Genomic DNA, 25,709 nt, shown 5'->3' with positions numbered 1-25,709 from the left:
GAAAGGCAGGCCGGCATGACCCGGGTGCTCGTGGTCGACGACGAGCCGCAGATCGTCCGCGCGCTCGTGATCAACCTGAAGGCGCGCAAGTACGAGGTGGACTCGGCCCCCGACGGCGCCACGGCCCTCCAGGTGGCCGCCGCCCGCCACCCCGACGTCGTCGTGCTCGACCTCGGTCTGCCGGACATGGACGGCGTCGAGGTCATCAGGGGCCTGCGCGGCTGGACCCGGGTGCCGATCCTGGTCCTCTCCGCACGGCACAGCTCCGACGAGAAGGTCGAGGCGCTGGACGCGGGCGCCGACGACTACGTGACCAAGCCGTTCGGCATGGACGAGCTGCTCGCCCGGCTCCGCGCCGCCGTCCGCAGGGCCGAGCCCACCGGGCCCGGCGAGGACGACGTCCTCGTGGACACCGCGGACTTCTCCGTCGACCTGGCAGCCAAGAAGGTCAACAGGAACGGCCGCGACGTCCGCCTGACCCCCACGGAGTGGCACCTCCTGGAGGTCCTGGTGCGCAACACGGGCCGCCTGGTCAGCCAGAAGCAGCTCCTCCAGGAGGTGTGGGGCCCCTCCTACGGAACGGAGACCAACTATCTCCGCGTCTACATGGCGCAGCTCCGCCGCAAGCTGGAGGCCGACCCGGCGCACCCGCGCCACTTCATCACCGAGCCGGGGATGGGATATCGGTTCGAGAAGTGACCCGCCGGGTATTGAGCGGAGACAACCACAGATGAGCGCACCGCTTCATCCGGTGTCGGCGGCCCCCGGTACGCTTTCTGTATGAGTGCTGCCCCTGGTTCCGAAAAGCCGGCAGGCCGTTTCCGGCGCATGCTCGACCGGCTGTCCTCCTCCCAGGAGGATCTGGAGTCGGAGGAGCTGCGGGAGGACGCCGAGACCGCGGGCTGCGTCCGCATCGGCGACTGCCACGACCGCCAGATAGTCACCGTTACTGGTACCTTGCGCACGGTCACCCTGCGGCCGCGCGCCGGAGTCCCCGCGCTGGAGGCCGAGCTGTTCGACGGCTCGGCGGCGCTGGACGTGGTGTGGCTCGGCAGGCGCTCCATCGTGGGAATAGAGCCGGGGCGCAAGCTGATCGCGTCCGGCCGGATCTCGATGAGCCGGGGCCGCCGGGTGCTGTTCAACCCCAAGTACGAACTCAGACCGCTCGGACGGGAGTAGCCGGTGACGTCCCTCGACGACAAGCCGAAGGACCATGGGAACGACGACCGGGACGCGGATTCCAGGTCCGTGACCGAAGCAGCGCTCTTCGAGGCCTTCGGCGGCGTGCGGGGCATGGTGGAGACGGTCGTCCCCGGCCTGCTCTTCGTGACCATCTTCACGATCAACAAGGACCTGCACATGTCGGCCATCGCGGCCCTCGCGGTGTCCCTGGTGCTGGTCGTGGTCCGCCTGGTCATGAAGGACACCGTCAAGCACGCCTTCAGCGGCGTCTTCGGGGTCGCCTTCGGTGTGGTCTTCGCGATGATGACCGGCAACGCCAAGGACTTCTACCTGCCGGGCATGCTCTACACCCTCGGCCTCGCCCTGGCCTACATCATCACGACCATCGCGGGCGTGCCCCTGATCGGCCTCATCCTCGGCCCGGTCTTCAAGGAGAACCTCTCCTGGCGCACCCGCAACCCCGGCCGCAAGAAGGCGTACGCGAAGGCCAGCTATGCCTGGGGCCTCATCCTGCTCGCCAAGTGCGCGGTCCTCTTCCCGCTGTACTGGTGGGGCGACACCACGCAGTTCGGCTGGGTCCTCGTCACCCTGAAGATCCCGCCGTTCCTGCTCGCCGTCTACCTCACCTGGGTCTTCCTGGCGAAGGCCCCGCCGCCGATCGACGTCTTCGCCGAGATGGAGGCCGCCGAGAAGGCGGAGGAGGAGCGCAAGCGGGAGCACCGCGAGGCCTGAGGTTCCTTGCCCGTACGAGATGGGGGGCGCCCGGTATCCACCGGGCGCCCCCCAGCCACGTACAAGCCGGAGCGGCTAGCCCACCGCGTCCTCGCGGCGCACGGAGAGCAGGTCCTCGAGCTGCTCCTCGCGGGCCTGGGCCGCGACGAAGAGGAGCTCGTCGCCCGCCTCCAGGGAGTCGTCCGCGGTCGGCGCGAGGACGCGCGTACCGCGGATGATCGTCACGAGCGAGGTGTCCTCGGGCCACTGCACGTCGCCGACCTGCGTGCCCGCGAGGGCCGACTCGGGCGGCAGCGTCAGCTCGACGAGGTTCGCGTCGCCGTGGCTGAAGCGGAGCAGCCGGACGAGGTCGCCGACGCTCACCGCCTCCTCCACGAGCGCGGACATCAGACGCGGCGTGGAGACCGCGACGTCGACGCCCCAGGACTCGTTGAAGAGCCACTCGTTCTTGGGGTTGTTCACGCGGGCCACGACCCGCGGGACGCCGTACTCGGTCTTGGCGAGCAGCGAGACGACGAGGTTGACCTTGTCGTCGCCGGTCGCGGCGATCACCACGTTGCAGCGCTGGAGCGCGGCCTCGTCGAGGGAGGTGATCTCGCAGGCGTCGGCGAGCAGCCACTCGGCCTGCGGGACGCGCTCGACCGAGATGGCGGTCGGCGCCTTGTCGATGAGCAGAATCTCGTGCCCGTTCTCCAGGAGCTCACCGGCGATGGAACGGCCCACCGCGCCGGCTCCGGCAATGGCGACCCTCATCAGTGACCGCCCTCCTCGGGGCCTTCGGCGAACGCCGCTTCGACCTTGTCGACCTGGTCGGTACGCATCATCACGTGCACCAGGTCGCCTTCTTGCAGGACCGTCTGCGAGGTCGGCAGGACCGCCTCGCCCAGCCGGGTGAGGAAGGCCACGCGTACGCCGGTGTCCTCCTGGAGCCGGCTGATCTTGTGCCCGATCCAGGCGGGGGACGTGTGCACCTCGGCGAGCTGCACACCGCCGGTGGGGTCGCGCCAGAGCGGCTCGGCCCCGGAGGGGAGCAGCCGGCGCAGCATCTGGTCGGCGGTCCAGCGGACCGTGGCGACCGTGGGGATGCCGAGGCGCTGGTAGACCTCGGCGCGGCGCGGGTCGTAGATGCGGGCCGCGACGTTCTCGATGCCGAACATCTCGCGGGCGACGCGCGCGGCGATGATGTTCGAGTTGTCGCCGCTGCTGACGGCGGCGAAGGCGCCCGCCTCCTCGATGCCGGCCTCGCGCAGGGTGTCCTGGTCGAAGCCGACGCCGGTGACGCGGCGACCGCCGAAGCCGGAGCCCAGGCGGCGGAAGGCCGTGGGGTCCTGGTCGACGACTGCGACCGTATGCCCCTGTTGTTCCAGGGTCTGCGCGAGAGCTGAACCGACTCTCCCGCAGCCCATGATGACGATGTGCACGACCGTCCTTCCGGCTGTGTCAATACTCTGTGCTCGGGCTGAACGGTAAAAGCGTCTCAGACCGGAGCCCAAGCTACACACGCGCGGTCCGCGGACGGCACCCCCGTGCACATGCCGGACGGGTCGGCCCCGGCCTCAGTCCACGCTGCGCAGCAGTCCCTCGACGGTCCGCAGCCGGTGGCCGATCTCCACGAGCTGGAGACGGGTCGCCTCCTGCTCGGACCTGGCGCGTTCGACGACCGTGCGGTACTCGTGCATGGCATCGGCGTACTGCCGGTCGCGCTCGCGGTTGCGCTGCGTCTGGAAGTAGGCGACGGCGACGATCGCGCCGGCGAGTATCAGGAAGAATGCGACCGGGATGATCACGTCGTCCACTAGGGCGTCCCCTTTTCTGAGTGCTGTTCGTCGTCGCCGGTCCGGTCGGTCCGGTCCGTCGGATCCGTCGGGTCCGTCCCGTCAGGCTGGGCTTTCTGGGCCTGCCGGGCGGCAGCGGTGATCGTGTCCACGTTCAGACGCACGTCGAACGGCGCGAGTTCGAAGTACTTGAGCGCCTTGCCGTCGTCGGAGAGTTCCAGGCGGCCGACGACGATGCCCGCCTTCTCCATGCGTTCGAGGTGCATGTAGAGCAGGGGGCGGGATACCCCGAGCCGCCGGGCCAGTTCGCTGACGTAGAGCTGGCCGGACGAGAGCTCGTTGATGATCCGGATGCGCTGGGCGTGGCCGACCGCCGCGAGAAAAGCCAGCAGCTCCTCGCTGTCCATGGTCCGCCTTCGCGCTGGTCCCGAAACCTGTCAGCCAAGGCTTACGCATGACGGGAACGGCTGTCAAACCCACTCGTAGCACTACCTCTGACGGTTGACGGCTCGAACCTTCACCTGTCAGTGTCCTCTTACACATGAAGGCGTGAAGGACGAAGGGGCGGACGGGCATGGCAAGGGGCGGGATGAGCGGGAGCGGGACGAGCAGGGGCGGGCCACCGGTCACGGTGCGCGCCGCACGATGGAGTGCGCTGCACCCATGGCGGGCGATCATCGGCTGGCTGGTCTTCGTGGTGCTGTGCCTCGGCGGCGGCATCGCCGCCGGCATGAACAGCGCCACCACGGAGGACTACCGCGTCGGCGAGGCGGGCCGGGCCGAAACCCTGGCGGCCGAGGGCGGTGTCCAACTGCGGCCCACCGAGCAGGTGCTGATCCGCGCGGAGTCGGGGCGGCTCGACGAGGCGGCGGCCGGCGCGGCGGTGAAGGACGTCACCGCGCGGATGAAGGCGCTGCCCGAGGTCGCGTCGGTGGCGCCGCCGGTGCGCTCCGCCGACGGACGGGTCCTGCGCGTCCAGGTGGAGCTGCACGGACCCGAACAGGACGCCAAGAAGAACGTCATCCCGTTGCAGGACGAGACCGAGAAGATCAAGAAGGCCCACCCGGACCTGGTGATCGAGGAGACCGGCTCGGGCTCGGTGAGCAGGGGCGTCAACGACCAGCGCGGCAAGGACCTCGCCTTCTCCGAGACGATCACCCTGCCCATCACGCTCATCACGCTGGCCGTGGTCTTCGGCTCGGTGGTCATGGTCGGCGTACCGCTGCTGCTCGCCGTCACCTCGATCATGGCGACGATGGGCCTGGCGATGGCGGCCTCGCACCTGCTGCCCGACACCGGCGTGGGGATGAACATGATCCTGCTCATCGGCATGGCCGTGGGCGTCGACTACACGCTCTTCTACCTCAAGCGGGAACGCGAGGAACGGGCCCGCGCGGGTGGCCGCCTGACCTCCGAGGCGCTCGTCGAGGCCGCCGCCGCGACGGCGGGCCGCGCGATCGTGGTCTCGGGCCTCGCCGTGGTCGTCTCCACCGCCGCGCTCTACCTGGCCGGTGACGTCATCTTCGACTCGCTCGCCACCGGCACCATCCTGGTCGTCGCCGTCGCCGTGGTCAGCTCCGTGACGGTGCTGCCCGCGCTGCTCGTCAAGCTCGGCAAGCGCACGGAACGCCGTGCGGCCAAGCGCCTGGCACGGGGCAAGCCGGTACGCCCGTACGCGGAGGAGAAGCCCGGACGGATCTGGAACGCGCTGCTGACGCCCGCGCGCAAGCGGCCCGCGCTCACGCTCGGCCTGTCGGTCCTCGTCCTGCTCGGTCTGGCGCTGCCCGCCCTTGACATGAAGCTCAAGGACCCCGCCCGCGACAGCTTCTCGCGCGGGATCCCGGCGATGCAGGGGTACGACCGGCTGCTCGCCGCCTTCCCCGAGCAGCGCATAAGCCACCAGGTCGTGGTGCGTGCCGAGGCCTCGCGGGCCGACGAGGTCGAGGCGGCCCTCCGCCGGCTCGACCGCTTGGCGCAGGCCGATCCGCTCTTCTCGGACCACTCGACGGGCCGTGGCACGGGTGGTGACTCCTCGGGTGGTGACTCCTCGGGCGGTGACTCCTCAGGTGGTCCGCTCCTCCGCTCCTCAGAGGACCTGAGGACCACGACACTCGAACTCAACGCGCCGCACCCCACGTACTCCGACAAGGCCGTAACCTCCCTGGCCCACCTCCGCGACGACTACCTGCCCGCGACCGTCGGCAAGCTGTCCGGCGACGTCGAGAGCGCCGTCACCGGCGAGGTGCCGCGCGGCACCGACTACATCGAGCACCAGAACCAGAAGCTGCCGCTGGTCCTCGGCTTCCTGCTCCTGATGACGTTCGCGATGACGGTGTACGCGTTCCGCTCGGTCGTCCTCGGACTGCTCGGCGTCGGGCTCAACCTGCTCTCCGCCGCCTCCGCGCTCGGACTGCTCGTCCTCGTCTTCCAGGGCGACTGGGCCGAGGAACTGCTCTCCTTCGTCTCCCTCGGCGGGATCTCCTCGCGGGTGCCGCTCTTCCTCTTCGTGATCCTCTTCGGGCTCTCGATGGACTACCAGGTCTTCGTGGTCAGCAGGATCCGCGAGGCCGCCCTGAACGGCGTGCCCACCCGGGAGGCGGTCCTCGGCGGCATCGCGTCCTCCGCCAAGGTCGTGACCAGCGCCGCGATCGTCATGGTCACCGTCTTCGCGAGCTTCGTGATGCTGCACATCCTGGAGATGAAGCAGATGGGCTTCGTCCTCGCGGCGGCCGTCCTGCTCGACGCCTTCGTGATCCGCGTCATGATCCTGCCCTCCGCGCTGCTCCTGCTGGGGCGCGCCACCTGGTGGCCGTCCGGCGCGATCCGCCGCGCACAGGCGAGGGCGGCGCAGGATCGCACAGAGCGGTTCACCGGAGCAGATGGGGGTGGTGGGTGGGCGGCCACCCATTCGACCGCTTACGATCCTCTGCGTGTCCAAACTGACCGACGTGCCCAAACGGATTCTCATCGGGCGCGCACTGCGCAGTGACCGGCTCGGAGAAACGCTCCTGCCGAAGCGCATCGCACTCCCCGTCTTCGCGTCCGACCCGCTGTCCTCCGTGGCGTACGCGCCGGGAGAGGTCCTTCTCGTCCTCTCCATCGCGGGCGTCTCGGCGTACCACTTCAGCCCGTGGATCGCTGTGGCGGTCGTGGTCCTGATGTTCACCGTCGTCGCGTCGTACAGACAGAACGTGCATGCCTATCCGAGCGGTGGTGGCGACTACGAGGTCGCCACCACCAACCTCGGCCCCAAGGCAGGCCTCACCGTCGCGAGCGCCCTGCTCGTCGACTACGTCCTGACCGTCGCCGTCTCGATCTCCTCCGGCATCGAGAACCTCGGTTCGGCGGTCCCCTTCGTGGTCGAGCACAAGGTGCTCTGCGCCGTGGCCGTGATCCTTCTCCTCACGGTGATGAACCTGCGCGGCGTGAAGGAGTCGGGCAAGCTCTTCGCCATCCCGACCTACGTGTTCGTGACCGGCGTCTTCATCATGATCGCGTGGGGCGCCTTCCGGGGCATCGTCCTGGGCGACACCATGCGGGCGCCGACCGCCGACTACGAGATCAAGCCCGAGCACCAGGGCCTGGCCGGCTTCGCGCTGGTCTTCCTGCTCCTCCGCGCCTTCTCCTCCGGCTGCGCGGCGCTCACCGGCGTCGAGGCGATCAGCAACGGTGTCCCGGCCTTCCGCAAGCCGAAGAGCAAGAACGCGGCGAGCACCCTGACGCTGATGGGCGTCCTCGCCGTCACCATGTTCTGCGGCATCATCGCGCTGGCCATGACGACCAAGGTCCGCATGGCGGAGTACCCGGGCAAGGACCTCTTCCACAACGGAGTGGCGGTCGGCGCCGACTACGTCCAGAACCCGGTGATCTCCCAGGTGGCCGAGGCCGTCTTCGGCCACGGCAGCTTCCTCTTCATGATCCTCGCCGCCGCCACCGCGCTGGTCCTCTTCCTCGCGGCCAACACGGCGTACAACGGCTTCCCGCTGCTCGGCTCGATCCTCGCGCAGGACCGCTACCTGCCGCGCCAGCTCCACACCCGCGGCGACCGCCTGGCCTTCTCCAACGGCATCGTGCTCCTCGCCGGCGCCGCGGCCCTGCTGGTCTTCATCTACGGCGCGGACTCGACCCGCCTGATCCAGCTCTACATCGTCGGCGTCTTCGTCTCCTTCACGCTCAGCCAGATCGGCATGGTCCGGCACTGGAACCGTCACCTGGCGAGCGAGCGGGACCCGAACAAGCGCCGCCACATGATCCGCTCCCGCGCGATCAACACCTTCGGCGCGTTCTTCACCGGCCTCGTCCTGGTCGTCGTACTCGTCACCAAGTTCACGCACGGCGCCTGGGTCGCGCTGCTCGGCATGTGCATCTTCTACGTGACGATGACCGCGATCCGCCGCCACTACGACCGCGTGGCCGAGGAGATCGCCGCCCCGGAGACCCCCGACGACGACAGCATGCGCCCCTCCCGGGTCCACTCGATCGTCCTCGTCTCCAAGATTCACCGACCGACGCTGCGCGCCCTCGCGTACGCGAAGCTGATGCGCTCGAACACCCTTGAGGCGCTCAGCATCAACGTCGACCCGGCGGAGACCAAGGCCCTCAAGGAGGAGTGGGAGCGGCGCGGGATCACGGTCCCCCTGAAGGTCCTCGACTCGCCCTACCGCGAGATCACCCGGCCGATCATCGAGTACGTCAAGAACCTGCGCCGCGAGAGCCCGCGCGACGTGGTCAGCGTGGTCATCCCGGAGTACGTGGTGGGCCACTGGTACGAGCACCTCCTGCACAACCAGAGCGCGCTGCGCCTGAAGGGCCGCCTGCTCTTCACCCCCGGCGTCATGGTGACGTCCGTCCCCTACCAGCTCGACTCCTCCGAGGCCGCGAAGAAGCGGGCCCGCAGGCGCTCGGAGTGGAACGCGCCGGGTGCGGTGCGCCGGGGCCCGGTGGAGAAGCCGAGGCGGACGAAGGAGCCGACCAGCAAGAAGGGCTGAGGCCGCGGGCAGGGCTCGGGGCACGGCTTCGGGCAGGGCTCCGGGCACGGCTTCGACACTGCTTAGGCGGCTTAGGCACGGCTTCGACACTGCTTAGGCATGGCTTATGGCGAGCGGCCGGGCGACACCCACGTAGACTGGTGGGCTGTTGTCCGGCCGTACCCCTTTTTACGTTGTGGAGCCACCCGCCATGCAGGCAGAACCGAAGAAGACGCAGGCGGGGAACGCGGAGGACGCGAGGCCCGCGGCCACGTCGCTGATCGGCCAGGAGTACGAGGTGGAGATCGGCCCCGTCGCGCACGGCGGCCACTGCATCGCCCGTACCGCCGAGGGCCAGGTCCTCTTCGTACGGCACACGCTGCCGGGCGAGAAGGTCGTCGCACGCGTGACGGAGGGCGAGGAGGGGGCCCGTTACCTCCGCGCGGACGCGGTGCGGATCCTGTCGGCGTCCAAGGACCGCGTGGAGGCCCCCTGCCCCTACGCCGGCCCCGGCCGCTGCGGTGGCTGCGACTGGCAGCACGCGAAGCCGGGCGCGCAGCGCCGCCTCAAGGGCGAGGTCATCGCCGAGCAGCTGAAGCACCTGGCGGGCCTGACCCCCGAGGAGGCGGGCTGGGACGGCACGGTCATGCCGGCGGAGGGCGACAAGGTCCCTGCCGGGGAGGTCCCGTCCTGGCGTACGCGCGTGCAGTACGCGGTGGACGAGGACGGCAACGCGGGGCTTCGCCGCCACCGCTCGCACGAGATCGAGCCGATCGAGCACTGCATGATCGCGGCGGAGGGCGTCTCGGAGCTCGGCATCGAGAAGCGCGACTGGTCGGGCATGGCGTCGATCGAGGCGATCGCGGCGACGGGTTCCCAGGACCGTCAGGTGATCCTGGCCCCGAAGCCCGGCGCGCGCCTGCCGATCGTCGAGCTGGACAAGCCGGTGTCAGTGATGCGGATCGGCGAGAAGGACGGCGGAACGCACCGCGTGCACGGCCGCGCCTTCGTGCGCGAGCGGGCGGACGGCCGCACCTACCGCGTCGGCAGCGGCGGCTTCTGGCAGATCCACCCGAAGGCGGCGGACACGCTGATGCTCGCCGTGATGCAGGGCCTCACGCCCCGCAAGGGCGACACGGCCCTGGACCTCTACTGCGGCGTCGGCCTCTTCGCGGGCGCGCTGGCCGACCGCGTCGGCGAGAAGGGCGCGGTGCTCGGCATCGAGTCCAGCAAGCGCGCCGTGGAGGACGCCCGCCACAACCTGGCCGCCTTCGACCGCGTCCGCATCGAGCAGGGCAAGGTCGAATCCGTCCTCCCGCGCACGGGCATCACCGAAGCCGACCTGATCGTCCTGGACCCGCCGCGCGCGGGCGCGGGCAAGCAGACGGTCAAGCACTTGGCGAGCCTGACCCCACGCCGCATCGCCTACGTGGCCTGCGACCCGGCGGCCCTGGCCCGCGACCTGGGCTACTTCCAGACGAACGGCTACCGGGTGCGGTCGCTGCGGGCGTTCGATCTGTTTCCGATGACCCATCATGTCGAGTGCGTCGCGATCCTTGAGCCTGCCGCAAAGGGTGCCTGACCTGCGGTTTTGGCGAGTGTGCATTATGTGCGTTACGGGCGATATCTTGACGCATGAGTGACGCACGCGGAGCCCTCGTGACGCACGTTTGACGCACGTTCTGATGGGGCGTCAGGCGTGCGTCCTCGCAGATGGCAGGTGTCGGGCGTGAAGTTCTGGGGAGCGGCCTTTGCCGTTTCTTGGTGCGCCCCTGTCGGTTATGGCCTCATTTGCGAATGAGGGGAAGTGCGGTTTGCAAACGCCTGCTGGGCGAGGAGCGGTGCGAGATCCGCGCTGCTGGGGGTTGGCGGCATGGGCAGTGTCGGCGTCGTGGCGGTGTTGATGAGCTGTTGAAGGTGGGCTTCGGCGAACGTGAGCCACTCCTTGATTTCAGTGAGTTCGTGTCCGGGCGTTAGGGATGTGGCCCGTTCGCGTACCGCTGTGACGTACTCGGCCAGACGCTTGGCTTTGTGCCAGGTTCCTGTCTGTTCTTCGAGGCGCTTGACGCGGTAGGCGTGGGTGTACGCGGCGTGGGCGTTGCGCAGGGCGTCTTCCTGGTGCAGCAGTGCCGTTTCCTCGGCCTGCGCCTCTGCTCGGCGGTTGCGTTCGGCGGCTTCGCCGCGGAGGTCGATTTCTTGGATGATTTCGGGGAGTTGGTCTTCCAGCGGCCGGCTGTCGAGGTCGGCCCATTCGGTTCCGCGGTGTGGGGTGCCGCCTCCGAGGATGAATCGCAGTCTGTTGGCGGGGGTGTAGTCGAAGCGGGGGATGCGCATCCATGTGTGCTTTGCGGCGTCGGTGCGTTCTTTGTCGGTGGGGATGTGTTTGTGGTGGTCGAGTTCCTGGAGGATGAGGACGTCGAGGCGCTCACCCTGGGCGGTGATGGTGAAGTGCGGTGCTGCGTGCCGGCGGTGACGGGACGGGGGAGTGCTCGGTACAGGGCTTGGTGCTGTTGTGTGGCCGTGTGATTCGGTGGCTGTAACGAGCGCTTGGGTGATGCGCAGGGCTCGGTTGAATACGGCTTTGGTCAGTCCCATGTGGCGTGGGTGCTGTTGGAGTGCGGCGACCACGCGGTGGGGTCGGATGAGTTTGGCCGGGACGGTGATGGGGGTGAGATCGATGAGCTGCCAGGCGGGGATGTCGGTCAGCCTGATTTCGTAGCCGTAGTCAGTTTGCTTTCCGCGGAGCTGCTGCGTGTGGGGGATCTTGCCGGATTTACGTGCGGCGCTGACCCGCGATGCCCAATTCACCGGGCGTGGACCGGATTCGACTGGTTTGGCGAGGTAGTTGTTGTTGGCTCTCAGCTCTTCGAGGAGCTGGTCGGTGTAGTTCGTGCGGGCTTCAGGCGCGGCTCGGGGATGTGGTGGATTGTCGGCGAGCGCTCGCCGTCCCTTGTCGGTGAGCGCGGCGTTCCAATGCCCACGCCGTTTGGTGATTCTGATCAGTCCTCGGCTTTGCAGGGCCTGAGCGCTGACCTTGTGGGTGCTGCCTGGCCAGATTCCGTCGGGACAGCCCTGGCTAACCCAGCTGAGAACATGATGTTGTCGCTCGTTGAGGTCCCCGTGCATGCGGTCCTCCCGTGGCCCCGGGTGTGCTCCTCGGGAGGGACTTTCCCGCCGCTTCCGTAGTAATTCCGAACGCGGTGAGGGGACGTTCGTTCGGACGGGACGTACTGCACGGTCCATGTACGCAGACGGTGGCGCTTATCGGAAGCTCGCTCTGTCGACGTGTCAGTGACTCCCGGTATGAATCAGGGTGCATGTGGCTGCGTGCCGAGGCCACAGCTCACTGAAAGGGGCAGGGCGTGACGGATCAGCCGGTGTTCTTGCTGGGGCAAGGGCTACAGGCGCTGGAAGTCGCCGGGTTCGAGACAGAAGCAGAGTTCCAGAAGTTGCTGGCTCGGCATCCTCGGGTGCTGGACTTCGGCACGTTGGGGGACGGACGTCCGTTGCGTCTTGTGTTGGTGGCGCGGGAGATGGGAGTGGCCACGAGCGCGGACGGCGGTTCCGCGTACTGGCTGGACCACCTCTTCGTCGATGCCGAAGGCGTACCGACGCTCGTGGAAGTCAAACGAGCTACCGACACCCGGATCCGCCGCGAGGTGGTGGGGCAGATGCTCGACTACGCCGCCAACGGAGCCCGCTACTGGCCGGCGGCCCTGCTGCAGCACTCATTCGAAGAGACATGCAGGGCTGACGGCCGTGATCTGGCTGAGGCGTACGGGGAACTGCTGGATGAACGCTCCCCGCACGACTTCTGGGCACTGGTGGAGGAGAGGCTGGCAGCTGGACAAATGCGTCTGCTGTTCGTCGCCGACAGAATCCCGCTGGAGCTCCGCGCGATCGTGGAGTTCCTCAATCGACAGATGAGCCACACCGACGTATACGCAGTGGAACTGACCCAGTACCGCGGCGACGGCGAGCTGACGGTCCTGGTGCCCCGTGTCTACGGCGAAGTCGCTACAGCCGCGAAGTCCCCCTCGGGCCAGCAGCGCAATGCACCTCGCGCGCGTGAGGAACTGGAAGCCGCCCTCGACAGGCGCTGCACGCCCGAGGTGCGTCGTGTCGCCAACGCCTTGTTGGATCACGCACAGGAGCGGGGGCGACTCGTGGGAGGCACCGCCAGGTATCCGAGCATGAATCTCCACTACCAGGCTTCAGGTCAATGGGTGCCGGTCGGGACCTTGTCGCTGTACGACGGAGACGCGGCCGGAGAACTTGCCTTCAGCTTGGGCTCCATCACAAAGCGATTGGGGCGTGAAGCTGTGGCCGGATTCGCGGATGCGCTGCCGCCCGTGGGCGGGCTGGGGACGAAGCTGGCCGTGCAGCGGGAGTCGGGCTTCAAAGGCTGGCCAGGCGTCTCTCTGTCAGCCCTTGCGGCCGCCCCGGGCACGGTAGAGCACATCATCCAAGCGATTGAGCAGCTCCTGGACCAGTAGCCGACAAGACCACGATGCGCTGGTCGGGCAGTGTCTGCGCTGCGATTCGGTCCTTCTCCCGATGCGACGCCACAAAGATCACCAAGGGGGCAAGTTCCGCCCTTGAGGCGTGGATTCTGCTGGCGACGGGGCACACCACGCCGTACGGACGCTGGCCGATGTACACCGGCACGCCCATGGCGAACTCGGGTGCCGGGTCTTCATCGATGTAGGGGGCGGCGCCTGTCGCGCGGCGTATGAAGTCGTACACCGGTTTCTCCAGAGCTGCCTGGCGTCGCATCAACGCATCAATTGCTGCTTGGTGGTCATCGGACCGGCCCGTGCCGAAGCGTTGCCGATCGCGTTCTTGCGCGGCACGGAGGCGTTCGGTACGGCGCTGCTGCTCGGCGTCACGCCGGTGGCTCAACTGACGCTGCGCTGCTGCAAGATGCGCGTCTTCGTCCTGGACGTATCGGGGCGCGGTCCACACCGTGTGCCATTCGCGCAGGGGAGCGATCACGGGTGCTCGTCGGTGATGGGGAACGACCTGTCCGGTGAAGATCCATTTGAGGAATGTGGTTGCAGGGGTCTGAGGGCCGCTCTGCCAGGAGCCATTCGTGAACTTGGCCAGAGCGTCGGTGACGAGGAGACCGTGCTCGTCGTCGAGGGACACGCGTGCGCTCGGAACGTGGCCGAGCCAGGGTGGGCGTTGCCGGTCGGTGAACCAGATGGCGGACACGCTGTCGATACTCATCAACTCCGTCCGGGTGATGATGTCCTGACGGGTAATGGGGGAGAGCTGGGCCTCCAGAGCGATCTGCCAGTCCCCGGTGGGGTGGGTGGCCAGCACATCTGCCCGCCAGGTTCCTGCGGGACCGGGGACTTCGAGTTCTGCATGGGCGCCGGCGGCGCGGGCAGCGGTAGCGAGCTCGAGTTTGAGTAAGTGATGGCGGACGGTCTCCTCCGCGAGGGCGCAGTGGGGTGCCCCTGGAGCGTGGGCAAAGAAGTGCAGGCCGTGAGGCGAGGTCTTCGCGTACATCGTGTGTCCGCACTCGACGCAGGAGAGAGGGGCTGGTGGGCGGGCTCTCCAGATGGTGGCCCAGTCGTGCCCGCAACCGAGATCTGCCATGTGGGCAAAGATTGTTCCCCACTGTGCGTGCAGTGCCCTGAACGCCATCACTCCCCCTGCTGCCCTCAATGCCTTCCATGCGTAAGCCGTCGATGACACCGATCTCGGTGCAGAGGACGCCCCTCGGTCGCCGACTGGTCCGCCGCGGTGGTAGCGGGAGAACGTCCACCGCGGTTCGAGGTGGCCACGTACTGTGCCACCACCTAGCGCGCACGCCTTCGGCAGGCGGCGCAGGCGTGCACGGATCCCGGGCCGTAGCGGTGAATCGGTGTGCCGCAGCCCGCGCAGGGGCCAACATGCCAGATGCGGCAGCCGTAGCGTCGTGAGGCTTCGGCGCGCTGCTCAGGACTGATGTTGAGGCGCTGAGGTTGGCGGGGGATACGGAAGATCCGCTGAGGTACCTCGGGGAAGGTGTGCAGGCCGGATGCGTCAGCATGGTCGCGGCGCGGTCGCCGGTCGTCGAAGATCCGGGTGTCCTCACCGTAGCGACAGGTGGAGTCGAGATCTTCCTCGGTGAACGTCAGAGTCGCCTGCGCCGGTGGTTCCGCGTCGGGAAGCGCCTCGTCCTCGCCGATGATGTTGCGCCAGCGGTCCCTATCGGCTGCCGGGGCCCACAGCCGGGTCGAGGCCCGGGGGTTGTGCTGGGCAGGGATCTTCATGGGCACGTAGTCGCCTTCGGCGCTCGCTGCGACGAGGGCGTCGACCCCGGTGTGGGGCTTGGGTGGCAGGCAGAGCGCCGGCAAGCTCCAGGCGACGTGTAGCCCACCGCACGAACTGCCGTTGAGCGGGCAGGGTCTTTGGGCGGCCGGCGTGCAGGCCCAGTCCTGCAGATGTCGTACCCCGCCGCGTACGAGCATCGCGCGGTCGGAGGCGATGGCCCGCCAGGGCAGGTCATCCACGCGTACCCAGGGTGCACGGTCGATCAGTGCCGCTCGGTCATCGTTGGTCACCCATAAGGGCATGATCCCGTGGTTCGCAGCGGCAGTTGAACGCCGTCGCACGGTCGATGCGGTGATCGGCGAGTATTGGGCCTCCCAGCCGATATGGCCTGCGCTGCCCGACACCAGGACATCGTTGCGTATCTTGCCGTCCGTGCTGCGGGCCTCGATCTGCGCGGCGAGGCCGTGACGGTGCGCGGCACGCGCGATCCGCTCCTTGAGCGCCTTGTGCTTGTCGCTCTCATCGGCTGTCGGTTTGGTGCGTACCGGCAGATGCGCGGCCACCAGGGTCGTGACCCCGTCGACAGTGCGCCGCCGGATTGTCATCCACGGGGAACGGTCTTCTTCTTCGGCCCGGCAGATGCCGGTGCCGTGATGCTGCAGACACTGCAGCAACTCACGGTCGCGCTGTTCGATCGGCAGGGTGATCTCGTCGAGCAAGTCGGGACGGTCCGGGTGTCCGAGGTCCGCATGCGTTAACTCGATCTTGATGTGGTAGCCGGTGTGCCACACGCCGTTTGCCATAACTCAACAGGTCAGGAACGGCCGCTGACAATGCACCAGATCACGTAACGTCTACGGCCATCGTCCTGCTCGGATAGTAGGACACCATCGCGACGCGCTGGCGCTGGTTCGGTGTGCGCCATTTCGCGATCACCTGCGTGGTCGGCGAGGACCGGCCTTTGCTGCCCTGTCGGTTTGCCGGTGGGGCGGCAGAGGCTGTCTGCGCTGGTGAAGTCGGCCCCGCCCGTAGGCGGGTTGGGCCAGAATGCAGCCATGGTTGCGATCATCAGGTGCGAGAGCTTCGAGTACGAAGACGTCAGAGCTCTCGAGGAGATTTACCGGTCTCGTCGTCTTGAGTACGAGTGGACACTCATACGCCAGGAAGAGCTCTTCAAGGGACGACACTTGGCCTTGATCGCAGCTCAGGACAGATATGGGCGCTACGAGGTCAAGTACGTAGGCAAGTGCGTTCGCGGCCGCAAGGCGGCAGACTCGGTGAAGCAGCTGCGCGTCACCTATGTCCGTCCTCTGCAAGTGCCGGTCCCGCTGTCAGAGCTGCTCGAAGCTGTACCAGGTCATCTGCAGCGCCATCTTGCTACGGAAGGGCAGCAGACCAAGACCGCAGGATCCGAGCTGCGGCGCGTACTTCTGGAACGACGCCCCGAAGCACGCGGCGCTATCGATGAGATCGAAGGCGCCATCGCATCATGGGACTTCGGGACTTCGCGCGCTGGCCAAGCAGTCTCCCTGCATCGCGACGGTACCTTGATAGCCGCGCGTATGGCTGGCTTCCGAGCCCCAGATCTGGCCGAATGGGATCCTCCGGCGGAGGAGCTCTACGACGACAGGATGCCGCCGCTCTTCCTTGACTTGGTTGCGCAGCCATCAGCCTCAGAGAGCCGGAGGCAACCCGATCTTCAGGGCAGAACTCGCCGTCCGGACACGATGGCCGCTCAGCCTGCTCTTGAGGATCACCTCATCGCCCACGACACGCACACGATGCGGGGATTGCTGAGCGACGCCACTGATCACGTCGCGTGGCGAGAGTTCCGTGAGCACGGGCGAACGCTGCTCGTCGGGAACGCTAATCGGGCGACAGCGGAACGACTGCTGGGGTGCGACGTTATCTTCTACAACGTCTCGCGAAACAGCATGGTCCTTGTTCAGTACAAGAAACTCGATGCGGAGAAGGGCGGCTTCTACTATCCGAACAGCGACCGGAACCTTGCCAAGGAGCTCCAGCGTATGCGGGCCTTGGACCGGTATGCAGCGAGCGTGACCGACGGAAGCAGCGAGCAGCGTCTCGACGCGAACCCAAGCTGGATCAAGCTCTGTCACCCGAGGTCGGTGTTGCCGCACACCTCGGAGATGATTTACGGCATGTACTTCTCCCGTCGCCAGTTTGAGTCGCTGCGTCAGGATGCTCGGCTGAAGGACGGACGGCAGGGTGCGGTCCGGTTCGGTTACAAGAACGTGCCCGGATACCTGGACAACACGCTGTTCACGCGCTTGGTCGAGACGGGGCAGATCGGCACGACTGGAACCAGCAGCGATCTTGTCCGCCAGCAGGTCTTTCGCACCTTCCGCGGGCAGCGCGATCTGGTGCTGGCGGCGCTCTACGGTGATGAGCCACCGCAGGCGGAGAGGAACGCGAAACGGCGCCTGGGCAGGTAGGGGCGGCCGTAGCGGTCGAATTTCGGCCATGTTGAGAACAGTGCCCGTGGACGTAGGTGGACGTCCACGGACTGGTGCGAACACGGTGAGAACCACTGAGACAGAGGGGGACTGTCCTGGTTCGATCCCCGGAGAGCTACCTACTTCTCTCAGCGGGGCACACTGCATCCATGGCGAGCTTTCAGCAGCGGAAAGCGATAGGCGATGCGCACGAGCGATACGTCGCCGAGCAACTCATCGAACGAGGATGGACAGTGGATTTCTGGGGGCAGGGACTGTTGAGTAGAGCGCTTCAACGCGCACTCCGCAGGACGGACAGCTCCATTCGCTGGTTCCCGGACCTCATCGCGGCGAAGGCAGGGGACCTGGTGCTGATCGATTGCAAGGGCGGGATGACGAGCCAGCGAACAGGGCGTCATGCCATTGAACGCTCGGCAGTTCAGGCGCACTTGCAGCTCGTTGCCTGGACCGGCCTCCCGGTCTACTACGTGTTCGACGGACTCGACGTGTGGGCGCCACACGATGTCCTCATTGCAGGACAGAAAGGCCCGCACAGCGTGATCGGCTCCGGAGCCCCGTACTTCCTGATCGCTGCACAAGGGGCTCGTCGATTCGACGCCCTGTTCGGGGCGAGAGATTTCCCAGAGTTGGGCGTTGCTTCGTAGGCCCGAGTGAAGTCTGTTGCTTCGCCGTCTCTGCGCAGGCTGCAGCCCGCCGGCTACATGCCGGCGGGCTGCAGCATCCAGTGCCTCTACTGGGCGTCGTCCTCGGTCTGGTTCAGCTCTTCCGGCGGTGCTGAGCGCCGGTACTGAGGATGATCGAGATCGAGTTGCTTGGCCGCGTGGAGCGGCACGGGATAGCGCGAGCGGTCGGCCCAGGCGATGGTCTGGTGGCACAGCCGCGCGATGGTGCGCGCGAGCATCGTGGAGTCGATCCCGTCAGCGACAGAGACGGGATAGATCTCGGTGGCCGTCATTGCCCACCACGGGCTCTTGAGCTCATTGGTTTCCCGCTCGTCCTCGTCGCCGGCTTTGCCGGGGTCGGCATCCCAGCGAGTGATCTTGCTACCGAGGGAGCCACCCTTGGCCTGGTAGTTGCGAGGGACGTTGAACAGGACCCAGAACGGGTTGCCGAAGTCGACGCGGGCGCGGTGGAGCTTGGTGGAGGTGAAATCGATGTCTTCCTTCTCGTCTTCAGCGGCCACGTCGGTGACGACGGGGATGAGCTGCGGGACCTCTTCAGCGTTGATGTTCATGCGGATGACCCCGGCGGGTTTACGGCGCGGCGCGCCGCGGCCCTTACCGTGTCCGGGCAGCCAGGTGCGAGGGTCGGCGATGTCGGTGGCCTGGTAGCTCTGGTTCTCGTTGTGCAAGCCGGTCCACATTCGGCGGCAGGAGTGGCCGTCGAGGGTGATGACGTATTCGGTGCCAGGCTCCATTTCGTCGGAGACGAGGCTGGCCAGGGCTGCTTCGACGTCCTCCGCGGCCTCCGCCCACCGCTGCTTCTCCGTTTTGCCCTTGCCGTCTACGTGCAGGGCGAAGTCGCCGGCGTGGAAGTCGGTGATGGCCTGCCGGTAGGGCACCCATTGTCCGATCTGGGGCGTCCATGCCTTCATCGTCCAGACCCCGTCGGGATCCGCGGAGGGGAACAGGGCGGTCGCGACGATGACACGTCTGGTGTTCTTGCCGTCGGCTGTCTTGGCCTGTCGGCGTACGTGGATTCCGACATAGACAAGGCTTCGTGCGTCGCCGGCTCGGCGGTCCTTTCCGATGGCGCGGGCGAGCCGCTGATCGATGATGCCCAGGGAGCGGTTGAGGTCCAGGAGCGCCATATACGCGGCGTGGTCCTTGCCCGGCTTGGGCGGGCTGATCTCGCTGCTTGCTCGCCCGAACGTGCCCGGCTGCAGGCCCTTGGTGAACTGAATGACGATGCCCTTGGTGGCCAACAGGCGGCGTACCTGGAACTTCCCGTCGTAGCGTTCCGCGCGCAGCGCGAACTGTGCGGCTGTCTCGCCCGGTTGCCGCTTCAGTTCCGGAATCTCCGTCTCGCACCATGCGCCGACCAGCACGCCGGGTCCAGCCTTGGCGAAGTCGTCGGCGATGCCCTTCCATTCCAACTCACGGTCGATGTCCGTCCCGTGGGAGAGGAACCGCTCTGCCTTGCGGAAGACGACGTGGATGCCCTCCGCCAGGTGGATCTCATCGCCCTGTTTCGGGTCGGCAGTGAGCCCCTTGGACTCCGGGAAGGCGATCGACAAGGCGTTGATCATCCGCAGGCGGGTGGTGTGGCGATACCAGAGGCAGACGATCCGCAACTGCTCGAAGCCCTGGGCCCGGACGGAAGCCGAGATGTCCATGCTCGGAGGAAAGCCGATGCTATGGAGCAGCTCGCCAGCTTCCACGCGCAGCGCCCGCTCTTGCGGGCTCATCTTCTGCTTGTCGGTGGGCCGCCCTTCGAACGTCATCGGCTCGACGTCGTAGTGCACCCACCCGGCCTTCTTGCCGAGGACCTTCTTCACGTGCTCGGTAAGCAGCCGCAGATGAAGGGTGCCCGGTCCGGTGCCCACGGCAAAGTTGTCGTTCTTCGGGAGCAGCGGCCGGGTGATGCCGGGCTCTGGGGTGATGAAGGATGCGAAGACGTCCTCGGCTTCGGCCCGGTCGATGACAGCCTGCTCGTCGGCAGCCCGCCGGGCCAGCTCATCGAGCACCTCGAGGTTCATTGCGTCGCGGGCGAGGAGTTCCAGAGCACGCTGATTGACTTGGCGCACGGTGCCGTTGCGCACCAGCTCGGTGTGCAGGACCGGGAGTCCGTCACCGCCCTGGTAAACGTAGGAGGACTTGGCGAAGCGCATGTTGCTGTGGATGCGTGTCACGTGGGCGTCGAGCAGGATGACCGGGTCGGCGATGTTGGGCTGAGTCTTCATCGCGACGGAGATCCGCGACATCGCGTACTGCGCCTCGGATGCCGTATTGACCGTTGTGCCGTCGTCGCGGACGTTGTACTTACGTCCGAACGGATGGTCCCAGGCGAGCAGGCCGCCGCGGCTGTCCGGCACATAGGTGACGGCGCGCTTGTTGGGGTTGGCCTTCCAGCCGCTGGTGCGGTTCTTGTAGACCTGCTCACCGTGCTCGTCGAGCTTGGGGGAGCCGTCCTTCTCCTTGGCCGGGACTTTCGTGATGATGGGGAGCAGGTCGTAGAGGGTGAACGGCTCTTCGGCGAGCATCTTGGAGATCACCCACGGCACGGCCACGTACATCCAGTTCGGGCACTTGGGCTGCCGTCCCTCGCGCGGGGTGAGAAAGCGCGTCATCTCGATGGTCTGCTGCGGTGTAGCGGCGACGGCTTGGGCCAGCGGCGGCGGTTCGAGCAGTACGGCCTGGTCAGTGCTCAGCCCGGCTCCGTAGCCGATGATGCAGGTGAACACGTGCCGCAGGGTGTCGTCGCTGATGGGTTCCAGCGAGACCAGGTACTCCAGGTACTTGTCGAGGTAGACGTAGCCACCGGTCTTGAACTTCAGGTAAGTGACCGCGGTGGAGTACGGCAGGCTTTTGTTGTCGTCGCCAATGAGGTTGTACCAGGCGTCGCGTTCAGCCTTGGCGAAGATCCTCAGGTACACCTTCTGCCCTCCGAGCAGGGCGGGGGTGCAGCGCAGGGTGAGGGTGTTGGGCAGGTCGAGGGCGTTGTCGGTCAAGGCTGGGGCCTCTTTCGGAATGAGGGGGTCACGCAGCAGGAGCGAGGTCGACGCCGGCGTAGGAGAGGAAGGCGTTGACGGCTTCGCCGTACAGGTCGGCCATCTGTCGGCGCTCTTCGGGCGTCCAGCGCGATGCCATGCGGTGGATGATGCTGGCCAGGTCGGAACTCCAGGTCTCGTCCTGGAAGGAGTAGTCCACGAAGTGGAGTTCCATGTCGGTGCCGCCGCGGCGGGCGCGGCCGGCGAGTTGGATGAGGGAGACCAGCATTCCGGCCACCATCTGTTCTTGAAGGATGAGGTCCATCGTGGACAGTTGGGGTGAGGAGCGCAGGATGGTGGCGAGCTGCTCGCGGGAGGCGGTGCGCGCTTCCTGGATCGCCCGGGTTGGGTCTGAACTGCCCGCGGGCGTGAAGGTGTTGATGCCTGCTGCGTTGACGCTGCCGTACATCCAGGTCGGATCGTCGATGATCAGCGGGGGCCTGACGCAGATGTAGATCGAGTGGATCGCCGAGCGCAGGTTGACGACGATGTTGAGCCCGCGTGAGATGTTGGCGAGAGGGGCGATGAGGATGTCGCCGAGTTCGGGGAACTCTTCGACTTCCTCGACGGTGATGCGGCGGACCAGGTTGGGGTCGGGGAGGTAGCGGACGTTGCGGAAGCGGTCTTCCTCCCGTACCAGGACGCACACGCGGTGGGTGAGTCCGTGTGCCTTGACCAGGCCGGTGGCGAGGTGGCCGCACTGTTCGTAGCTGTTGGCGGTGAGAATCACCCGTGCGCGAGCGCGGGTGGTGTCGCTTTTGGCGAGGCGAGCCAGTCGCTTGGCGAGCTTGGTCTCGTACAGCTGCTGGGCGATCTCGCGCAGGGCATGGGGTTTGTCGGCCGGGAACTGGCCGGCGATGGAGATCTTCTCGCCGGCGTTCTTGTGGCCCTGGCCGAAGGCGACGGAGGAGGATTCCACCATGATGGAGTCCGGTTGGGCATCGGTCATCCACCAGGTGACGGGGGCGTGGATGTGCTCCTTGACGGCCTGGGGGAAGAAGGCGGTGGCGGACAGGCCCAGGATCGGGCGCTCCACCCTCGCCGTGCGCAGGGACACGATCCCGCCGAGTTCACTGACGTAGGTGTGCGGGTCGCCGGCCATGGTCTGGGTGGAGAGTTTGGCGTCCTTCTCCGGGTTCTTCATCCCTGAGACCCGGTAGCCGTTGATCGGCCGGCCGATGGTGCCGTGGGGGAGTACGTCGGTGATGCCGCCGCCTTGCAAGGTTTCGATGATGCGGTTGGCGGAGACCAGGCCGGTGTGTCGCAGCGATTGCGTGGTGGCGCGCAGTTCGGCCAGGGAGCGGTCCAGTTCTCCCATGAGGGCACGGATCACCAGGTGGTCGATGGTCTTGTTCCGGGTCCGAGCGTCGGTGACGATGCCGCTGAGGGCTTCATGCAGGCGGAGCTTGATGGCGTCGCGCTGGTTGATGCCGCGTGGGGCGACGAGGGACAGCAGCAGGGCGCGGACCCGCTCCCACTTCGGGTCCATCAGCGGGGCAGTGTCCTCCTCGGCGGCCTCGTCGCGTTCGGGCAGCGGCAAGAGTGCATCGAGGCGCTGCACGGCTTCTCGGGGCAGTGGTTCGCCTTGGCCGACCTGGTACTCCGGAAGCAGGGCGGAGATAAGCTCGCGGTCTTTGCTGCGCGGAAGACGCCAGCCCTCGTAGTCGTATTCGTGGCGCAAGCGGGCCACCTTGGCGTCATCGTGGTGGTTGAGCCGGAAGGCTTTGGTGCACAGCCCGGTCAGTAGGGCCTCGGCAGTGAGCCGGACGTGGCTGACCGGCTCGACGAGTTCGCTCTCCAGCCGCAGTGGAAGGTGCTTGGCCGCTTGGTCCAGGGCTTGTGGAGCGGCGGTCCACGGCTGGCGTGAGTGCAACGCGAGATCGTCAGCGCACCGGTCGACGGCCACGGCCTGGAAGGCGTCGATCTCGTCAATGATGACGAAGTCGGTGGCCCGCAGCACGAATTCGCGCACCGGCATGGAGCGCACCGGGCGGCCGTCGAGCTGGACGCCCAGTCGGGTGGTGCCCTGGATGAAGTTGTGGTGGTTGGTCACGATGACTGTTGCCTCGGCCGCCCTGTAAAGGGGGGTGAACTTCCCACAGGTGGGCGCCCACGGGCAGGCTAGGGTGTCGCTGCCGCTGCGCAGGCTGAAGCAGTTCTCTCTTCCGGGACGGTAGATGCCGGCGGTCTCGAGCCAGTGGCGTTGCGCGCAGCCGTAGGCGAGATGGTCCACGTCCCGAAGGCCGCGCTTGCCCCACTCGCCAGGAGTGTCCGGGTCCTCCTTGATCAACGAGGCGTGCTTGATGGCTCGCTCGTGTCGCGAGGCGGGGGACATCAGGGGCGCGCAGGTCGCCGGGTGTTCGATCATGCCGACCTGGTGCAGCAGATCGAGGTCGTGGCTGATGTCCCAGGCTGAGACAAGAGTTGCCTTGACGTCGGGAACCAGAAGGGCGACCCGGTAGCCATTGCATGCTGCCCACGAGCCCAGGAGGCGGACGAGGATGGACTTGCCGGTGCCGGTGGGCGCGTGAAAGATCTGCGTCAGCCCGGACAGCAGCTCCATCACATCGACGGTGTCGGTGTCCCGGGCCCGGACTTGGGCGAACAGCCCGTTGAGGACGTGGAGCAGCCATGGCCCGGATGGGGACTGCGCGTACTGCGTATCGAGGACGGTGGCGATGTCCTTGAGCGCCTGGACGGGAACAGGAATCGAGGACAACCCTGTCCGGGTGGTGAGGGCGGGCAGGGTCTCGTGACTGAGCGGTTCGAGGGACGAGGGGTAACGGGGGATCGTCAGACGGCCGTGGACGATCTCGTTGCCCTCGGTGCGCTCGCTCGTTTCATAAATCTGCCCGGGCGCGGCGAACTCCTGTGGTTTGCGCCGGTTACTGGGGCGCCGGAAGGGGGCCAAGAGGCTGTGCGTGTAGCCCAGGTAGTCGCCGCCGAGCTGCGGGTAGGCCGCATCGGCGGTGTAGGGATCTCCGGCCAGGTGAAACACCGTGGGTTCCGCCTCGTCCTCTTCGTCGCCGACGTTCAGGGCGCCCAGAGCGATCCGGGCCGCGGAGGCGAAGCGTGCGGGATCAGCAAGATCGGGGTTGCTGATCTTCATGACCTCGACCACCAGCAGCCGCTCGTCCGCGCTCAGGGACCGCCACCTGTCCCAGACTTGGGGTTTGCTGCTGGCGAAGAACGCGGCGTGATGGAACACGGCCAGGTCCCGTTCCTCCTCGTCCTTCTGGGGGAAGTAGTGCGCGCTCAAGGCGAGCGCGGCGTGAATGAATGCGGTTGGCACGGTGCGCTCGCTCATGCCCACGTCACCCCCGCGGTACGGCAGACGGTCTCGGCGAAGTCGGTCATGGTGGCGGCCTTCATGGCGTACTTGCTGCAGGTCACGGACAGCAGTGGGATCTGGTCTGCCCGGTGGTCGGGGACCACGAGCCAGCGGGCGCCGCCCTTGTCGCCTTCGTTGCGATCCAGGCTTTCGGCCAGGACGCGGGCGTGTGTGTAGTCCTTCACGTCCACGGTGAACACATGGATGTCGCCGCCTGCCCCGGTCACCTCGATACGGTGGTCGTACGCGTCTTGCATCGGCCACAGCGTGACGTGGGCCCGTCCCCGCTCTGCCAGGGCTCCCAGCCGTTTCGACAGCTCTTGGTGCAGGCGCAGTTCGTGGAGTCCGGGCACGCAGGTGTAGCGCCACACCCCACGCCGCAGCGCCAGGCTGTCCTCGACGGGTTGTGCCTCAGGAACCGTCGTGCTGCCGTCCAGGAACAGTGCCGCCTCGCGTGGTGACGGCTCGAAGGTGCTGTCGGGGTGAAGTTCGGGCGCGCTGCCCATCGTCGGACGGAAGACGAAACTTGCACCGATATCCGCATGCCGGTCATACAGGCAGGCGGCGCGGTAATACTCGCCGACGCCGCTCACCCGCTTGCTGATCTTCATGGGCCACTGGCAGACAGTGCAGGGAAACCACCATGTGCGGTAGGTGGAGTGATAGGGGATCGGTTCGTAGTACCGCAGTGCGTTGAGGGGCAGACCGCGTGTGCTGACAGTTTTCCGGTCCCCGGCCGGGCACTTGACCAGTGTCGTGCGATCGCGTACGTACTGCTCATCGCCGCGCCCCTTGAGCAGCTCGTACATCTGGTCCTGGTCGATCTCGTCCTGGAGCTGTTCGTCGGTGAAGCGCGTACGGCCGTTCCGCTTCAACCACCGCAGGATCCGGTGTAGTTGTGTGGTCTCCCACTGGAGGTCGAAGGCGCTGCTGGTGACGCAGCCATCGGCGTCGACCACGGCGAAGTCGAGGTTGTCGAATGCGGACCGGTCCAACCAGTCAGGGAGCAGACCGTCGACGGTGCCGAGAAGCTTGCGGCGGAACTCACCGAAGGGCAGGTGTACACCCGGCCCATACGCGGCAAGCAGGTCGCCGTAGTACCGCATGAGTTTCTCGGTCCGCTGATGCGGGCCCAGCTCAGGGGCAGTCAGTGCCTCACAGGCTTTGATGAACGTGAAGTTGATCAGCCGGAAGGCATCGAAGTGAGAGAACGTCGGGCTTTCATCGCCAGCTGTGGTCGTCACGGTGGAGAACCGTAGAGCGTGGCACTGA

General features: G+C 66.9%; 19 protein-coding genes. 9 read left to right on the top strand and 10 right to left on the bottom strand.

Translation table 11 applies throughout. The annotated features are described in order from the left end of the window. Positions 1–15 precede the first annotated feature (15 nt). The 3 genes from ACZ6JY_RS08740 to ACZ6JY_RS08730 all read left to right on the top strand — a co-directional run bounded on the left by ACZ6JY_RS08740 (position 16) and on the right by ACZ6JY_RS08730 (position 1,914). Positions 16–699, top strand: coding sequence for a response regulator (locus tag ACZ6JY_RS08740; protein ID WP_447040467.1), 684 nt, complete (start codon positions 16–18; stop codon positions 697–699). A gap of 81 nt (positions 700–780) precedes the next feature. After that, on the top strand, positions 781–1,179 hold the full coding sequence (locus tag ACZ6JY_RS08735) for an OB-fold nucleic acid binding domain-containing protein (RefSeq protein ID WP_076684150.1): 399 nt from the start codon (positions 781–783) through the stop codon (positions 1,177–1,179). A 3-nt stretch (positions 1,180–1,182) separates the two neighbouring features. Then, on the top strand, positions 1,183–1,914 hold the full coding sequence (locus ACZ6JY_RS08730) for a DUF3159 domain-containing protein (protein WP_469193650.1): 732 nt from the start codon (positions 1,183–1,185) through the stop codon (positions 1,912–1,914). A gap of 75 nt (positions 1,915–1,989) precedes the next feature. On the opposite strand, the gene ACZ6JY_RS08725 is transcribed toward ACZ6JY_RS08730, so the two are convergent. The 4 genes from ACZ6JY_RS08725 to ACZ6JY_RS08710 all read right to left on the bottom strand — a co-directional run bounded on the left by ACZ6JY_RS08725 (position 1,990) and on the right by ACZ6JY_RS08710 (position 4,096). After that, positions 1,990–2,667 (bottom strand): potassium channel family protein, encoded by a 678-nt coding sequence (locus ACZ6JY_RS08725; protein ID WP_362375804.1) that lies wholly within the window; start codon positions 2,665–2,667, stop codon positions 1,990–1,992. After that, positions 2,667–3,335: a potassium channel family protein gene (locus ACZ6JY_RS08720; protein ID WP_447040471.1), complete on the bottom strand. Its 669-nt coding sequence runs from the start codon at positions 3,333–3,335 to the stop codon at positions 2,667–2,669. Before ACZ6JY_RS08720 ends, ACZ6JY_RS08725 begins: the two co-directional genes overlap by 1 nt. A gap of 135 nt (positions 3,336–3,470) precedes the next feature. Then, positions 3,471–3,710: a hypothetical protein gene (locus ACZ6JY_RS08715; protein WP_447040472.1), complete on the bottom strand. Its 240-nt coding sequence runs from the start codon at positions 3,708–3,710 to the stop codon at positions 3,471–3,473. Continuing rightward, positions 3,710–4,096 (bottom strand): ArsR/SmtB family transcription factor, encoded by a 387-nt coding sequence (locus tag ACZ6JY_RS08710; protein WP_469193647.1) that lies wholly within the window; start codon positions 4,094–4,096, stop codon positions 3,710–3,712. The genes ACZ6JY_RS08715 and ACZ6JY_RS08710 overlap by 1 nt, the downstream gene beginning before the upstream one ends. Before the next feature lie 167 nt (positions 4,097–4,263). On the opposite strand from ACZ6JY_RS08710, the gene ACZ6JY_RS08705 reads away from it, so the two are divergent. The 3 genes from ACZ6JY_RS08705 to ACZ6JY_RS08695 all read left to right on the top strand — a co-directional run bounded on the left by ACZ6JY_RS08705 (position 4,264) and on the right by ACZ6JY_RS08695 (position 10,238). Further along, complete coding sequence (locus tag ACZ6JY_RS08705) at positions 4,264–6,678, top strand: MMPL family transporter (protein WP_469193645.1); 2,415 nt, start codon at positions 4,264–4,266, stop codon at positions 6,676–6,678. Beyond that, positions 6,620–8,677, top strand: a complete 2,058-nt coding sequence (locus ACZ6JY_RS08700; protein ID WP_469193643.1) for an APC family permease — start codon at positions 6,620–6,622, stop codon at positions 8,675–8,677. Before ACZ6JY_RS08705 ends, ACZ6JY_RS08700 begins: the two co-directional genes overlap by 59 nt. Before the next feature lie 190 nt (positions 8,678–8,867). Then, positions 8,868–10,238, top strand: a complete 1,371-nt coding sequence (locus ACZ6JY_RS08695; protein ID WP_469193641.1) for a class I SAM-dependent RNA methyltransferase — start codon at positions 8,868–8,870, stop codon at positions 10,236–10,238. A 197-nt stretch (positions 10,239–10,435) separates the two neighbouring features. Here ACZ6JY_RS08695 and ACZ6JY_RS08690 read toward each other — a convergent pair whose 3' ends face one another. After that, positions 10,436–11,782 (bottom strand): hypothetical protein, encoded by a 1,347-nt coding sequence (locus tag ACZ6JY_RS08690; RefSeq protein ID WP_469193639.1) that lies wholly within the window; start codon positions 11,780–11,782, stop codon positions 10,436–10,438. Positions 11,783–12,018: 236 nt separating this feature from the next. Here ACZ6JY_RS08690 and ACZ6JY_RS08685 point away from each other — a divergent pair, with 236 nt between their 5' ends. Then, complete coding sequence (locus ACZ6JY_RS08685) at positions 12,019–13,152, top strand: hypothetical protein (RefSeq protein ID WP_469193637.1); 1,134 nt, start codon at positions 12,019–12,021, stop codon at positions 13,150–13,152. On the opposite strand, the gene ACZ6JY_RS08680 is transcribed toward ACZ6JY_RS08685, so the two are convergent. Together ACZ6JY_RS08680 and ACZ6JY_RS08675 are read right to left on the bottom strand one after the other, a co-directional pair. Then, positions 13,118–14,170: a competence protein CoiA family protein gene (locus ACZ6JY_RS08680; protein ID WP_469193635.1), complete on the bottom strand. Its 1,053-nt coding sequence runs from the start codon at positions 14,168–14,170 to the stop codon at positions 13,118–13,120. The two genes, ACZ6JY_RS08685 and ACZ6JY_RS08680, sit on opposite strands and share 35 nt — an antisense overlap. A 293-nt stretch (positions 14,171–14,463) precedes the next feature. Further along, a complete protein-coding gene (locus ACZ6JY_RS08675; RefSeq protein WP_469193633.1) occupies positions 14,464–15,639 on the bottom strand; it encodes a competence protein CoiA family protein in 1,176 nt (391 codons plus the stop codon). A gap of 336 nt (positions 15,640–15,975) precedes the next feature. Between ACZ6JY_RS08675 and ACZ6JY_RS08670 the strand changes: the two genes are divergently transcribed. After that, positions 15,976–17,376, top strand: a complete 1,401-nt coding sequence (locus tag ACZ6JY_RS08670) for a hypothetical protein (RefSeq protein WP_469193631.1) — start codon at positions 15,976–15,978, stop codon at positions 17,374–17,376. Positions 17,377–17,546: 170 nt separating this feature from the next. Continuing rightward, positions 17,547–18,041 (top strand): hypothetical protein, encoded by a 495-nt coding sequence (locus ACZ6JY_RS08665; protein ID WP_469193629.1) that lies wholly within the window; start codon positions 17,547–17,549, stop codon positions 18,039–18,041. Positions 18,042–18,127: 86 nt separating this feature from the next. Here ACZ6JY_RS08665 and ACZ6JY_RS08660 read toward each other — a convergent pair whose 3' ends face one another. The 3 genes from ACZ6JY_RS08660 to ACZ6JY_RS08650 are packed head-to-tail and all read right to left on the bottom strand — an operon-like array spanning position 18,128 to position 25,681. Continuing rightward, positions 18,128–21,067 carry an RNaseH domain-containing protein gene (locus ACZ6JY_RS08660; protein WP_469193627.1) on the bottom strand — a complete coding sequence of 980 codons (2,940 nt, stop codon included), beginning with the start codon at positions 21,065–21,067 and terminating at the stop codon, positions 18,128–18,130. Positions 21,068–21,095: 28 nt separating this feature from the next. Continuing rightward, positions 21,096–24,413 (bottom strand): ATP-dependent DNA helicase, encoded by a 3,318-nt coding sequence (locus tag ACZ6JY_RS08655; protein ID WP_469193625.1) that lies wholly within the window; start codon positions 24,411–24,413, stop codon positions 21,096–21,098. Further along, positions 24,410–25,681: a restriction endonuclease-related protein gene (locus ACZ6JY_RS08650; RefSeq protein ID WP_469193623.1), complete on the bottom strand. Its 1,272-nt coding sequence runs from the start codon at positions 25,679–25,681 to the stop codon at positions 24,410–24,412. Before ACZ6JY_RS08650 ends, ACZ6JY_RS08655 begins: the two co-directional genes overlap by 4 nt. Positions 25,682–25,709: the final 28 nt, after the last annotated feature.

This window comes from Streptomyces sp. NPDC046335, assembly GCF_055587985.1.
Note: the sequence above shows the minus strand (reverse complement) of the source record. Positions and strands in the feature narration are given on the sequence as shown.

Excerpts from the sequence above, each read along its gene's own strand:
- ACZ6JY_RS08695 (WP_469193641.1), top strand. The coding sequence starts at position 8,868 with ATGCAGGCAGAACCGAAGAAGACGCAGGCGGGGAACGCGGAGGACGCG.
- ACZ6JY_RS08655 (WP_469193625.1), bottom strand. The coding sequence starts at position 24,413 with ATGAGCGAGCGCACCGTGCCAACCGCATTCATTCACGCCGCGCTCGCC.
- ACZ6JY_RS08740 (WP_447040467.1), top strand. The coding sequence starts at position 16 with ATGACCCGGGTGCTCGTGGTCGACGACGAGCCGCAGATCGTCCGCGCG.
- ACZ6JY_RS08690 (WP_469193639.1), bottom strand. The coding sequence starts at position 11,782 with ATGCACGGGGACCTCAACGAGCGACAACATCATGTTCTCAGCTGGGTT.
- ACZ6JY_RS08665 (WP_469193629.1), top strand. The coding sequence starts at position 17,547 with ATGGCGAGCTTTCAGCAGCGGAAAGCGATAGGCGATGCGCACGAGCGA.
- ACZ6JY_RS08725 (WP_362375804.1), bottom strand. The coding sequence starts at position 2,667 with ATGAGGGTCGCCATTGCCGGAGCCGGCGCGGTGGGCCGTTCCATCGCC.
- ACZ6JY_RS08680 (WP_469193635.1), bottom strand. The coding sequence starts at position 14,170 with ATGTACGCGAAGACCTCGCCTCACGGCCTGCACTTCTTTGCCCACGCT.
- ACZ6JY_RS08670 (WP_469193631.1), top strand. The coding sequence starts at position 15,976 with ATGGTTGCGATCATCAGGTGCGAGAGCTTCGAGTACGAAGACGTCAGA.
- ACZ6JY_RS08710 (WP_469193647.1), bottom strand. The coding sequence starts at position 4,096 with ATGGACAGCGAGGAGCTGCTGGCTTTTCTCGCGGCGGTCGGCCACGCC.
- ACZ6JY_RS08705 (WP_469193645.1), top strand. The coding sequence starts at position 4,264 with ATGGCAAGGGGCGGGATGAGCGGGAGCGGGACGAGCAGGGGCGGGCCA.
- ACZ6JY_RS08735 (WP_076684150.1), top strand. The coding sequence starts at position 781 with ATGAGTGCTGCCCCTGGTTCCGAAAAGCCGGCAGGCCGTTTCCGGCGC.